This is a genomic window from Chitiniphilus shinanonensis DSM 23277 (assembly GCF_000374805.1).
GTDB classification, from domain to species: Bacteria; Pseudomonadota; Gammaproteobacteria; order Burkholderiales; family Chitinibacteraceae; genus Chitiniphilus; species Chitiniphilus shinanonensis.
The window spans coordinates 143,173-155,703 of record NZ_KB895334.1 but is presented as its reverse complement, the minus strand read 5'-3'; the positions used below and the strand labels follow the sequence as shown (position 1 = coordinate 155,703).

The 12,531-nt window shown below is 62.3% G+C and carries 8 protein-coding genes and 2 tRNA genes; 4 read left to right on the top strand and 6 right to left on the bottom strand.

Annotation, left to right across the window (positions count from 1 at the left end; translation table 11 throughout):
• Window positions 1-24: 24 nt before the first annotated feature.
• The 4 genes from C556_RS21980 to C556_RS0100770 all read right to left on the bottom strand — a co-directional run bounded on the left by C556_RS21980 (window position 25) and on the right by C556_RS0100770 (window position 4,453).
• Entirely contained in the window at window positions 25-489 is a 465-nt protein-coding gene (locus tag C556_RS21980) for a T6SS effector amidase Tae4 family protein (RefSeq protein WP_157235672.1), read from the bottom strand.
• 133 nt (window positions 490-622) lie between these two features.
• Complete coding sequence (locus C556_RS18735) at window positions 623-3,475, bottom strand: type VI secretion system Vgr family protein (RefSeq protein ID WP_245559201.1); 2,853 nt, start codon at window positions 3,473-3,475, stop codon at window positions 623-625.
• Between the two features lie 725 nt (window positions 3,476-4,200).
• Window positions 4,201-4,276, bottom strand: a tRNA-Lys gene (locus C556_RS0100775).
• Between the two features lie 101 nt (window positions 4,277-4,377).
• Window positions 4,378-4,453, bottom strand: a tRNA-Lys gene (locus C556_RS0100770).
• Between the two features lie 143 nt (window positions 4,454-4,596).
• Between C556_RS0100770 and gloA the strand changes: the two genes are divergently transcribed.
• The 4 genes from gloA (at window position 4,597) to C556_RS0100750 (ending at window position 10,419) form a co-directional block, all read left to right on the top strand.
• Window positions 4,597-4,986, top strand: a complete 390-nt coding sequence (gloA, locus tag C556_RS0100765) for a lactoylglutathione lyase (RefSeq protein ID WP_026262699.1) — start codon at window positions 4,597-4,599, stop codon at window positions 4,984-4,986.
• Window positions 4,987-5,001: 15 nt separating this feature from the next.
• On the top strand, window positions 5,002-6,399 hold the full coding sequence (locus C556_RS0100760) for a sodium:proton antiporter (RefSeq protein ID WP_018746311.1): 1,398 nt from the start codon (window positions 5,002-5,004) through the stop codon (window positions 6,397-6,399).
• Between the two features lie 209 nt (window positions 6,400-6,608).
• The gene (locus C556_RS0100755) at window positions 6,609-9,065 is read left to right on the top strand and encodes a phosphoketolase family protein (protein ID WP_083930189.1); all 2,457 of its coding nucleotides are present in this window, start codon (window positions 6,609-6,611) and stop codon (window positions 9,063-9,065) included.
• A gap of 184 nt (window positions 9,066-9,249) precedes the next feature.
• Window positions 9,250-10,419 carry an NAD(P)H-dependent flavin oxidoreductase gene (locus C556_RS0100750; RefSeq protein WP_026262697.1) on the top strand — a complete coding sequence of 390 codons (1,170 nt, stop codon included), beginning with the start codon at window positions 9,250-9,252 and terminating at the stop codon, window positions 10,417-10,419.
• Window positions 10,420-10,471: 52 nt separating this feature from the next.
• Here C556_RS0100750 and queC read toward each other — a convergent pair whose 3' ends face one another.
• On the bottom strand, window positions 10,472-11,158 hold the full coding sequence (queC, locus tag C556_RS0100745; protein WP_018746308.1) for a 7-cyano-7-deazaguanine synthase QueC: 687 nt from the start codon (window positions 11,156-11,158) through the stop codon (window positions 10,472-10,474).
• On the bottom strand, window positions 11,155-12,480 hold the full coding sequence (locus tag C556_RS18730) for a chloride channel protein (RefSeq protein ID WP_018746307.1): 1,326 nt from the start codon (window positions 12,478-12,480) through the stop codon (window positions 11,155-11,157). Before C556_RS18730 ends, queC begins: the two co-directional genes overlap by 4 nt.
• Window positions 12,481-12,531 lie beyond the last annotated feature (51 nt).

Here is a 12,531-nt window from a genome sequence, read left to right as displayed (position 1 = left end):
CCGTATTATCTTTGGCTTCGCAGTTTACTTTAACTCCCAAAGGCAGGCGGTGCCAGGATTTCCATTGGCATAGGCTTGGTTATCATATTTAGCGCCTCTCACCACATCGGTGCCGTTCCAGATGGTGATGTGCCCGGTAGCACCAAACGCACGGGGGTCGCTAGACACGAAAGAAAACACACCAGTTCTACTCCCAATTGATGCTTGCAAATCGGCGAGAGTTGTAGTTGCATCTGTCTTGAAGTCTGGAACCTCAGGACTACCCCAAATCGTCTTCAGAAAATTCTTCATCCCCACTGCAGAGGTAGTAATGCCTTTCCCCTTTAGTGGTCCTTGCTGAATATTAAAGGCACTCCCAACTGATTTGACACCAGAATTCAAGAGCGCAATAGAAACACGAGTAGCACACGAATTAAAGAAAATAGCCTGATCGTAATTGGGGCCAAATAAGTCGGCAAACAACTCTCCCGTGCTCTTGTTCTCTGCCATGTTTTGATATGCGCTCAGCACATCACTCCATCGAGGTCTATTGACGATGCAGCGCGTTGTTTTGTCTTGGGCTATGGCAACGATTTCACATCCCATTTCGATCTCTCTCAGGAAAGGTTTGCAGTAGATTGTGCTATAGATTGTAGATGTTGAGCTTGCCGTCTTTAAATACCTGTTTAAAGATTGCCACGCCGTCAGCATCCACAGGGCCTGAAAGAGCTACCTCGTCCTTCCCTTGCCACAACACGTCACCGCCCGTGTTTCTAATCAAAACTTCAACCTGCTCGCCGGGTGCGTAATTCTTCGTATGGACATGAAGATTCATGTCTACGCGATGCCTTGATTCGGTCGCAATTCTTTCGAATGAATCGCCATAAGACCAATACATATCCGTAATACTTTTCTCAGTAGATCGCGGGTTTTCAGATAGGACTGGTAACGGCTTGAACTCGTGAGCGAGCTTTGCCGGGCCTGCGAAGGTGTAGTTGCTACCCTTGATACTGAGCTTGCCCGGCGCATGGATATCGATCTTGCCGCCCTGCAGTCGGATATAGGCCCCGCCGCAAGTAACGAGAAGTTCATTCTTGGCCGCGGCGGTCAGCTTTTGCTTGTTGGCATGGAGGCGCACGTTTTTGTCACCAACCACCTCCACATCGCCTGACTGCGCCTGCACATTCACATGCCCCTTGGCGGCAATCAGCTTCAAGTTCACCTTGTCGGCGACGCCTTGGACGAACAAGCTGATCTTGCTGCCGACGTTGTGAATCCATCTACGGGCCGTGGTTTGCTGGGTATCGCGCTGGCTGATGCTGTCGAAGTTGTGGCCAGTACTGAGCACCAGTTCATTCGAGGTGGTCAGACCGATGCCGGCCGGAGCGCTGGCGATCAGCACGGCTTGGCGTCCTGCCTGCCCGGTTGCGGTCTTGCCCTCGGGATCGGTGTTGGAGCCAGCTTCCCAGGCCTTCAGCGCTTCGTTCAGGTGATCAAGGTGACCTTGCTGCGACTTGGCTTGCTTCTGCCCTTCGAGATCGAGCGTTTCCGGGCCGATCTCGGCTGGGTCGGCCAGTTGCTGCTGCGCGGTGTCGCCCAGCGTTTGCGCCAGTTGCTGCGCGGATTCCAGTTGGCTCTGAGCTTGTTCCCGGTCCAGTTGCTGGCTGCTGGCGCCGGCCTTGGCTTCGGTGCTGAGCAGCAGCCCCTGCGCGGCGCGCAGCGCGCCCTGGCGGTCGGTTCTGAGTTCGAAGCCTTCGCCGCGCGGCTCGGCCTTGCCGTCGCTGCGCGGATGGGTCAGGTAACCCTGGTTCAGCTGGGTCTTGCCGTGTTCGGACGAGAGCTTGGTGCGCACTTCGCCCTGGGTATCGTCGAACAGCAGTTCGCCGTACTGGCTGCCTTGATATTCCTTGCTCTGGATACCGGACAGGGTTTTATTCGCAGGCAGTGATCCGGCGCCGGAGAAGGTCGGGGTCGGGTGGCTGCCGTTGTACAGCACGCCCTTGACCAGCGGCCGGTCGATGTCGCCCTCGATGAAGTCGACCAGCACTTCCTGGCCGATGCGCGGGATGAACTGGTGGCCCCAGGCAGCGCCGGCGCTGGGATAGGCAACCCGGATCCAGCACGAGGAACGATCATCCAGGTTGGCGCCGAACTCGGGATGTTCCTGCGGTCGTTGCCAGTGGAACTGCACCTTGATCCGGCCGTGTTCATCTGTGTGTATTTCTTCACCTTCGGGACCGACGACCGTAGCGGTCTGCACGCCGAGGGCGGTGGGCTTGGCGTGCTGGGTATCGTCGTAACGCGGCGGCAACGGGATGCCCCGACGCTGGGCTTCGAACTGGACGGTGAACGGCTGCGGCACTTCCGTGCCTTGCGCCAGGAATTTGAGCAGGTCGCCCGGCAGGTTGTTGTGGGCAGTGAAGCGCAGTTGGCTGGCGACGAACTCGCGCTGTTCCGGCGCCTCGGCATCATGGACCGGGTGATCGGTCAGGCGGAACCATTCCCCCACCCGCAGCTGCCGGACCGTCCCGCTCCCTTGAAAGCCCTTCTTCTCCCCATCCAGCGCCTGCTGGCGAAGCTGCGCATACTGGGCCAATTGTTCGGGGTCAGCCGCATAGTAGAGCGACTGCGGATCGTAATGCTCCAGGCTGGATTGGGCCTGCGCACCCCCAGCGCCCTGGTCGATGGCGCTGTCTTCGGCGGCGTGTTGGGTCAGCACCGGCTTGTAATCGAAACTGGCCAGCGACACCTTGGCCGTCCCTAGCTGGCGACAGCTGGTCCAGTCGGTGAGGCTGTCTTCGGCCTCGGTGGCATCGGCGCGGTGAAAGCGCACCGAACCTTGGGCCGCCTGCGGCAGGGAATACGGATCGTCGAACACCACCAGCGTCACGGTGGGCGTCTCGCCCGAGGTGTGCTCGAAGCGATAGGCCAGACCTTCTTCCGCCAGGATTCTGGATACGAAGGCCAGACTCGCTTCGCGGTATTGCAGACAGTAGGAGCGGGCCGGGTAATCGCGCGACAGCTCCAGACGTAGGCCAAAGGCCGCCGCGAATACCGGGTTGGCCGCCTGCTGTTCCTCAATGAGGGCCTGGACGATCTCCGGCACCGTGCAGTCCTGCCAGACGCGGCTGGTGTGGTGGTAGCGCAGCAATGCCAGCGGCGGTTCGATGGTCAGACCGTAGCGGGCAAAGCCGCCATCGGACGGCAATGCCTGCGCCCTAGTGACGACACCACAGCGCACCACCGTATCACCTACGGTTGTCAGGATACCCAGCTCGGCGGGCAAACCGAGCAGCGACTTGAGTTCCAGCCCAACGTCGGGCGACAGGCATTCCACCACGTAGCGATAGGGCTGGGACAGCGCCTCCTCGCCGGTGACCGACTGAGCCAGCAGTTGCTCGCTGTAGGCACTGCCATCGCCCAAGTGCAAGGTCAGCAGTCGCTGTTCTTGGGTAAAAGCAGCAGCAAACGCCGCTAAAAGCTGATGGATGTCCATGCCTTTGCCAACACCAACCGTCAGAGAAGGGGCATACTATCAAGCATCATGCTGAACGCCTAACCCGTGGGTGTCGCCACTGGCACGCGAGCGATGAACGGCCAGAACACCCGGACCAACGCGGTAGGTCGTCGGCGCCATGATCGACACACTGTTCGCCCATGCAACGACGTCTCAATCCGCAGCACATTGTTCTGTTTACCCAGCTACGACGGCAGGTCGCACAAGCCCGGTACATCTTGGAAGAGGAAGAGCAGGTGTGGCGGGGCTGGCGTGCCGCTTACGCCGTGCGGTGTCCGGGCGGGCATCGTTTCAGCGCCTCCGCCTCGCTACTGCTCCACCGGCCGATCCAGTGCCCGGCATGCGCCCAAGCCGCGCTGCACGCGCAACTGCATGCGCTAGCCGCGCAACGTGGCGGCCAGTATCACGGGCCCAGCCCTGAGAACGCCCTACGACATCGCTTCACTTGTCGCTGCGGCCGTGCGTTAAAGGTGCTGGCGCAGCGAGCGCTAGCCGGCACTTGGTGTCGGCACTGCTACGAACCGAAGCATGACAGAAGCGACCGGTCCGGCGCTGACGCAATATAGCGAGGGGGGCTTCCTCTCCCATTTTCACGAAGTGGAGCTAAACCTCGTGCTCGGCTAGAGCGAGTACACCGTGGTTACACGACTCGCAGAAACGACAAAGGGTTGCAGACAAGAATGTCTGCAACCCTTCGATTTCATTGGTGGGTCGTGCGGGACTCGAACCTGCGACCAACGGATTAAAAGTCCGCTGCTCTACCAACTGAGCTAACGACCCGGAAAGACCGCGAATATAGCGACGGCCCTGGCATGCGTCAAGGTTGGCCTCGACGCGGCATCAATGAAAAACCGGCCTTGGTAAGGCCGGTTTTTTTGTCTTGGTGGGCTGTGAGTGGCTCGAACACTCGACCTACGGATTAAGAGTCCGCTGCTCTACCAACTGAGCTAACAGCCCGAAAGAGGGGCGAATTATTGTATGGGCTCTGGAAACTGTCAACCCCTGGTCCGTAATTTTCTCGGGCGGGTCTGGCCAGGGCCCGTCGGAGTCGCCCGGGTCCGGTGCTAGACTTTCGCCTTTGACTCAAAGCGGAGACCTTCATGCGCCTACTTCATACCATGCTGCGCGTCGGCAACCTGGACCGTTCGCTGGCCTTCTACACCGAGGTGCTCGGCATGCGCCTGCTGCGTCGCAAGGATTACCCCGAAGGCCGCTTCACCCTGGCATTCGTGGGCTACGGCGAGGAAACCGATACCGCGGTGATCGAACTGACCCACAACTGGGACACCGAGCAATACGACCTTGGCACCGGCTACGGCCATATCGCCCTGGAAGTGCCGGATGCCTATGCGGCCTGTGACGCGGTGCGCGCCAAGGGCTGCCGGGTGACCCGCGAGGCCGGTCCGATGAAGCACGGCACCACGGTGATTGCCTTCGTCGAGGATCCGGACGGCTACAAGATCGAGTTCATCCAGAAAGGCACCCAATAAGCTGCGAGGACCGCAATGTATCGTTTCCTGACTTTGGCACTGCTGTGCCTGCCCGTGGCCGCCCAGGCCGCCGGGCTGGACGGCAGCCAGCTCTCGCTGGCCTGGGCGCTGCCGTTCGCGGGCATCCTGTTGTCCATCGCGCTGTTCCCGCTGTTCGCACCGCATTTCTGGCATCGCCACTTCGGCAAGGTCGCCGCGTTCTGGGCGCTGGCGTTCCTGGTACCCTGCGCCGGCCTGCTGGGCCCCGCTACCGCGGGTGGCGTGGTGGCGCATGCGCTGATCGAGGAGTTCATCCCCTTTGTGCTGCTGCTGTTCGCGCTATACACGGTGTCCGGCGGCATTCTGGTCTGGGGCAACCTGCACGGCTCGCCAGCCCTCAACACCGGCATCCTGGCGCTGGGCTCGGTCCTGGCGTCGATCATGGGAACCACGGGCGCGGCGATGCTGTTGATCCGTCCGCTGCTCAAGGCCAACGACAACCGCAAACACAACGTGCACGTGGTGGTGTTCTTCATCTTCCTGGTCGCCAACATCGGCGGCGGCCTGACGCCGATCGGCGACCCGCCGCTGTTCCTGGGCTTCCTGAAGGGCGTGGGTTTCTTCTGGACGCTGGAGCACATGGCGTTGCCGGTGTTGCTGAGCGTGGCCGTGCTGCTGACGGTGTTCTTCTTCATCGACCGTCACTATTTCAACAAGGAAGGCGTGCTGCCGCGCGACCCCACGCCGGATATGCCGCTCAAGCTCTACGGCAAGCGCAACCTGTTGCTGATCGCCGCCGTGGTGGGCGCGGTGGTGATGTCCGGGGTGTGGCAGCCGGGCGTGTCGGTCCAGATCGCCGGGGCGACGCTGAGCCTGCAGAACCTGGTGCGCGACGTGCTGCTGATCGCCATCGCCGGCCTGTCGCTGTGGCTGACGCCCAAGCAGGTGCGCGCGGGCAACGATTTCAACTGGTTCCCGATCCTGGAAGTGGCCAAGCTGTTCTCGGCGATCTTCGTGGTGATGGCACCCGCCATCGCCATCCTGCGCGCGGGCGAGGCCGGACACTTGGCGCCGCTGGTGCGCATGGTGTTCAACGCCGACGGCGCGCCGCTGGACACTATGTTCTTCTGGATGACCGGAACGCTCTCCGCGTTCCTGGACAACGCGCCGACCTACCTGGTGTTCTTCAACCTGGCGCACGGCGACGCGCAGCATCTGATGACGGAGATGGCGAGCACGCTGCTGGCGATCTCGGCGGGCTCGGTGTTCATGGGTGCGCTGAGCTACATCGGCAACGCGCCCAATTTCATGGTCAAGGCCGTCGCCGAGGATCGCGGCGTGAAGATGCCCAGCTTCTTCGGCTACATGGCCTGGTCATGCGCCATTTTGCTGCCGTTGTTCCTGCTGATCACCGTAATCTTCTTTCACGTTTGAGTCGTCTTCGGCTCGTCGAAAAAAGCCCGGCCTTGTGCCGGGCTTTCCATTTGATGTCGTAGGAACTTCCATCGCCACCTGCTAGTCAGGTGGTATTCCTTGCATCACCCCTAGTTATCACCTTTAGTGATTTTGTTACTCAGTCTCGCACGCATCTTGATGCCTTTGACTTGCGTCATGAGGCGTATATCACCGCAGCCTATACTGCGATGCGACAGGGCAAGTCACCGCCCATCTTCATCACAACAGCAACGAGGTGTTCCGTGGCTCAACAAACGCTCACCAAAGACTTACTTGTAAAGATGCACAAGTATTGGCAGGCGGCGAACTATCTATCGGTCGGCCAGATTTACCTGCTCGACAATCCCCTCCTGAAGGAAGCCCTGAAGCGTGAGCACGTCAAGCCGCGCCTGCTGGGCCACTGGGGCACCACGCCGGGCCTGAACTTCATCTACGTTCACGCCAACCGCCTGATCAAGGACCGCGATCTGAACATGATCTACATCACCGGCCCCGGCCATGGTGGTCCTGGTCTGGTCGCCAACGCCTGGCTGGAAGGCTCCTACGAGGAGTTCTACCCGAGCATCGACCGCTCCGCCGCCGGCATGCAGCGTCTGTTCAAGCAGTTCTCCTTCCCGCGCGGCATTCCGTCGCACGTCGCGCCGGAAACCCCGGGCTCGATGCACGAAGGTGGTGAACTGGGCTATGCGGTGTCGCACGCCTTCGGCGCGGCCTTCGATAATCCCGACCAGGTCGTGCTGGCCGTGGTGGGTGACGGCGAAGCCGAAACCGGCCCGCTGGCTGCCTCGTGGCACTCCAACAAGTACCTGCACCCGGTCAACGACGGCTTCGTGCTGCCGATCCTGCACCTGAATGGCTACAAGATCGCCAACCCGACCCTGCTGGCCCGCCTGTCCAAGGACGAGCTGACCAAGCTGTTCGAAGGCTATGGCTACAAGCCGCACTTCGTCGAACTGAAGCAACCGACCTTCAACGACAAGCTGGAATCGTTCGAAGAGATCCACACGGCAATGGCGACCACGCTCGACACCGTGATGGATGAGCTGACCGCGATCCGCGCTGCCGCCAAGGCCGAAATGGATGCCGGCAAGCCGATCACCCGCCCGCAATGGCCGATGATCATCATGCGCACCCCGAAGGGCTGGACCGGCCCGAAGGAAATCGACGGCAAGAAGGTCGAAGACTACTGGCGCAGCCACCAGGTGCCGTTCTCCGACATGACCCCGGAACACGTCGCCGCCCTGCAAACCTGGCTGAAGAGCTATCAGCCGGAAACCCTGTTCAACGAAGACGGCTCGCTGAAGGCCGAACTGGTCGAACTGGCACCGCAAGGCATCAAGCGTATCGGCAGCAACCCGGTGGTGCATGGTCAGGTCACCAAGGACCTGCGCATGCCGGACTTCCGCAAGTACGAATTCAAGTTCGACAAGCCGGGCACCGCCTCCGCCGAAGCCACTCGCGAAATGGGCAAGTTCCTGCGCGACGTGATGAAGGACAACGAGGACAGCCGCAACTTCCGCATCTTCGGCCCGGACGAGACCGCGTCCAACCGCTGGAACAACGTGTTTGAAGTGTCGGGCAAGACCTGGTTCGCCGATTACTTCGAAGCCGACAAGACCAACGACTTCCTGTCGCAAGACGGTCGCGTGATGGAAATCCTGTCGGAACACACCTGCCAAGGCTGGCTGGAAGCGTACAACCTGACCGGCCGTCACGGCTTCTTCAGCTGCTACGAAGCGTTCATCCACGTCATCGACTCGATGTTCAACCAGCACGCCAAGTGGCTGAAGACTACCCGCCACATCAACTGGCGCAAGCCGGTGCCGTCGCTGAACTACCTGCTGACCAGCCACGTCTGGCGTCAGGACCACAACGGTTTCAGCCACCAGGATCCGGGCTTCATCGATCACGTGGTGAATAAGAAGGCAGAGGTCATCCGCGTCTACCTGCCGCCTGATGCCAACACCCTGCTGTCCGTGACCGACCATGTGCTGCGTTCGCGCCACTATGTGAACGTGGTCGTGGCCGGCAAGCAGCCCGCACTGCAATACCTGACCATGGATCAGGCCATCAAGCACTGCACCAAGGGCGCCGGCATCTGGGATTGGGCCTCGAACGACGAAGGCGGCGAACCCGACGTGGTGATGGCTTGCGCCGGTGAAATCCCGACCATGGAAGCCCTGGCCGCGACCGACCTGCTGCGTCAGCACTTCCCGGACCTGAAGATCCGCTTCGTCAACGTTGTGGACCTGATGACGCTGCAACCGGAAGAAGAGCACCCGCACGGCATGTCCGACCGCGAGTTCGACGCGCTGTTCACGGCCGACAAGCCGGTGATGTTCGCCTTCCACGGCTACCCGTGGCTGATCCACCGCCTGACCTATCGCCGTAACGGCCACAACAACATCCATGCCCGCGGCTACATCGAGGAAGGTTCGACCTCGACGCCGTTCGACATGGTGGTGGTCAACCAGTTGGACCGCTTCAACCTGGCGATCGACGTGATCGACCGCGTCGAGAAGCTGCAGAAGACCGGCGCCCATGTCCGTCAGAAGTTCGTGGACAAGCTGGTCGAGCACGAGCAGTACATCGCCCAGTACGGCGACGACCTGCCCGAAGTGAAGAACTGGAAGTGGCCGTACTAAGCCGAACCCAACTTTAACAACAGCTTCACTTGTCTATTGCGGCCCACCTCCCGGTGGGCCGTTTTTTCATCTGCGTCTTATTGCCATTGTCGTGAATTGATCGCGGTCAAACCTGATTGAGGGTTCGCCCCCCACACTGCAACGGCCCGCAGTGTCAGCGGCGAAAACGAAAAGGATTTTCATCATGCTTGCCCACGCCTTCAAACCACTCATGATCAAGGGCCGCGCCTTATTGCCTGTCGTTCAGGGGGGCATGGGCGTCGGCGTCTCGGCCCACCGCCTTGCGGGTGCGGTGGCCAGGGAAGGCGCCGTGGGCACCGTGGCCTCGGTCGATCTGCGCCATCACCACGCCGACTTGGTGGAACGTTCCAAGCTGACCAAGGACACCGCCGTGCTCGACGCGCTAAACTGCGAAGCGCTCGACCGGGAAATCCAGCTGGCCCGCGGCCTGGCCAACGGTCAGGGCATGATCGCGGTGAACGTGATGAAGGCGGTGGACAGCCATGTGAAACTGGTCCAGCAGGCCTGCCAGTCCGGCGCGGACGCCATCGTGATGGGCGCCGGCCTGCCGTTCGATCTGCCCGACGTCACCGCCGACTACCCGAACACCGCGCTGATTCCCATTCTGTCGGACGTGCGCGGCATTGCCGTGGTGTTGAAGAAGTGGATGAAGAAAGGTCGCAAGCCGGATGCGATCGTGATCGAGCATCCCGCGCATGCCGGCGGCCATCTCGGCGCCACCCGGCTGGACGACATCAACAACGAGAAATTCGAGTTCGAACGCGTGCTGCCGGAAACGCTGGCGCTGTTCGACGAACTGGGCCTGTCCCGCGACGAGATCCCGCTGATCGTCGCCGGCGGCGTCAACAGCCACGAGAAAGTGCGCCGCTACCTGGAAATGGGCGCGTCGGGCGTGCAGCTCGGCACCGCCTTCGCCGTGACCGAGGAAGGCGACGCCCATCCGAACTTCAAGGCGGTGCTGGCCGGTGCGCAGCGCGAGGACATCGTCGAATTCATGAGCGTTGCTGGCCTGCCCGCCCGTGCGGTGCTCACCCCGTGGCTCAAGAACTACCTCAATCGGGAAAGCCGCTTGCAGGGCAACGCCAAGGCCGATCCGGCGCGCTGCACCCAGGGGATGAACTGCCTGTCGGTCTGCGGTCTGCGCGACGGTCTGGCCAAGGTGGGCCAGTTCTGCATCGACCTCAAGCTGGCTGCCGCCATGCGCGGCGAGGTGAGCAAGGGTCTGTTCTTCCGCGGTGCCGATTCATTGCCCTTCGGCGACAAGATCCGCCCGGTACGCGAACTGATCGAGTACCTGCTAACCGGGCAAAAGCCCGCCGAGCTGGCCATCTGAGTCGCCAACCGCAATACGAAAAAGCCTGCCGCGATGGCAGGCTTTTTCGTTGTCAGCGATAGCGCGTCGGATCGGGGACGCCGGCCGCTGCGAAACCGGCACGACGCAACCGGCAGGCATCGCAGACCCCGCAGGCGCGGCCGTCGTCATCGGCCTGGTAGCAACTCACCGTCAGGCCATAATCGACACCCAGCCGCGTGCCGGCCTGGATGATCTGCGCCTTGCTCCAGTCGATCAGCGGGGTATGGATGGTCAGCGGCGAGCCTTCCACCCCCACCTTGGTCGCCAGCCGTGCCATCGCCTGGAACGCGGCGATGTATTCCGGGCGGCAGTCGGGATAGCCCGAGTAATCCACCGCGTTCACCCCGATGAAGATGTCGTCCGCCTTGAGCACCTCGGCCCAGGCGAGCGCATACGACAACAGGATGGTATTGCGCGCCGGCACGTAGGTGACCGGAATGGCGCCGTCCTCGACCCCGGAAGTCGGCACGTCGATACTAGCGTCGGTCAACGCCGAACCGCCGAAGGCGGCCAGGTCGATGCGCGCGACGCGATGCTCGACGGCGCCCAGCGCCTGCGCCACACGCGCCGCGGCCTGCAGTTCAGCGTTGTGGCGCTGGCCATAGTCGAACGACAGGGCGTAGGGGGCCAGGCCCATCTCGCGGGCAAGCGCCAGGCAAGTGGCGGAATCCAGGCCGCCGGACAGTAGCACGACGGCGGGTTTGCGCTGAGCGCTCATGGGGTGTCCTCTTTCTTTTCCACGGCCGAGGGCAAGGGTCCCAGCCCTTTCAGCGCGCGCTCGGCCAGATCGTGGTACAGGTTGGTGCGGAACAGGCGGGCCACGGTCGCGGCGATCATCGAGGCGGCCAGCGTGGAGATCACCATCGCGTGCCCATCGGTCATTTCCATCAGGATGATGGACGAGGTCAACGGCGCCCGCGTCACGGCGGCCAGCATCGCCGCCATCCCAATGGCCATCAGCTTGACGTGGATGCTGTGGTCGAACAGCGGCAGGAACCAGCTGCCCACCCCGGCGCCCAGCGACAGCGACGGTGCGAAGATGCCGCCGGGCAGCCCGGTCAGGAAGGTGCCCAGCAGGCCGATGAACTTGAGCGGCAGGTAATACCAGGGCAGCCCTTGCCCACTGGCCACGGCGACGCTGGTCGCCTCGGCGCCGCTGCCGAAGATGGGCGCGATCATCCCGCATAACGCGATCAATAAGCCACAGCCGGCGACGAAATGGTAGGGATGGCTCTGGCGCCAGCGTGCCAGCCGGTGCGGCAGCCAGCGATGCGGGTTGACGCACAGCCAGGAGAACGCGCCACCGATAAGCCCCGCGACCACCGACACCAGCACCATCGGCAGCAGGATGGCGTAGTGGAAATCGGGCACGCGGATGCGGCCGAAGTAGGTGTAGTTGCCGAGGAACGCCAGCGACACCACGCCGGCCAGGATCACCGCGCCGATCAGCTTGCCGCTGGTACGCTCCTCGACCGAGCGCGCCAGCTCCTCGAAGGCGAACACGATGCCCGCCAGCGGGGTGTTGAATGCGGCCGCGATGCCGGCGGCGCCACCGGCCAGGATCAGTTGCCGGCGAAAGACGGCATCGGCCAGCGGCACGAAGCGGTGGCAGGCGTACATGATGCTGGCACCGATCTGCACGGTGGGGCCTTCACGGCCGAGCACGAAACCCGACCCCAGGCCGGCAACGATGCCGACGAACTTGGCGACCGCGATCCGCAACCCAAGCAGGCGCTCCGCGACGCTCGGCTGGTCCGCCACCTGGAGCGCCGCCATCGCCTGCGGTATCCCGCTGCCCTCCGCGCCCTGGCCGATGCGCGACATCAGCCAGCGGATCGCCATCCCGCCAAGCGGCAAGGACAGCAGCGGCCACCACCACCAGCGCTGCGTCAACGCATCGAACCCGGCAAACGCCCATTCGGCGGCCTTGGCCAGCATCACCGCGACCAGGCCGACCGCCGCCGCTCCCAACCATAGGGTCAGCGTGGCGCGGGTTTTTTCCGGCAGTTCCTTCAGGCGGGCGAGCAGATGTTTCAGCATGGACGGGTACGTTGGGGCAAAACCATTCCAGTGTAGCCGCTGGACGACGGG

What these genes read in the sequence shown, in the direction of transcription:
- C556_RS21980 (WP_157235672.1), bottom strand. Translation starts at nt 489, where the DNA reads ATGGCAGAGAACAAGAGCACGGGAGAGTTGTTTGCCGACTTATTTGGC.
- C556_RS18735 (WP_245559201.1), bottom strand. Translation starts at nt 3,475, where the DNA reads ATGGACATCCATCAGCTTTTAGCGGCGTTTGCTGCTGCTTTTACCCAA.
- gloA (WP_026262699.1), top strand. Translation starts at nt 4,597, where the DNA reads ATGCGCCTACTTCATACCATGCTGCGCGTCGGCAACCTGGACCGTTCG.
- C556_RS0100760 (WP_018746311.1), top strand. Translation starts at nt 5,002, where the DNA reads ATGTATCGTTTCCTGACTTTGGCACTGCTGTGCCTGCCCGTGGCCGCC.
- C556_RS0100755 (WP_083930189.1), top strand. Translation starts at nt 6,609, where the DNA reads ATGCGACAGGGCAAGTCACCGCCCATCTTCATCACAACAGCAACGAGG.
- C556_RS0100750 (WP_026262697.1), top strand. Translation starts at nt 9,250, where the DNA reads ATGCTTGCCCACGCCTTCAAACCACTCATGATCAAGGGCCGCGCCTTA.
- queC (WP_018746308.1), bottom strand. Translation starts at nt 11,158, where the DNA reads ATGAGCGCTCAGCGCAAACCCGCCGTCGTGCTACTGTCCGGCGGCCTG.
- C556_RS18730 (WP_018746307.1), bottom strand. Translation starts at nt 12,480, where the DNA reads ATGCTGAAACATCTGCTCGCCCGCCTGAAGGAACTGCCGGAAAAAACC.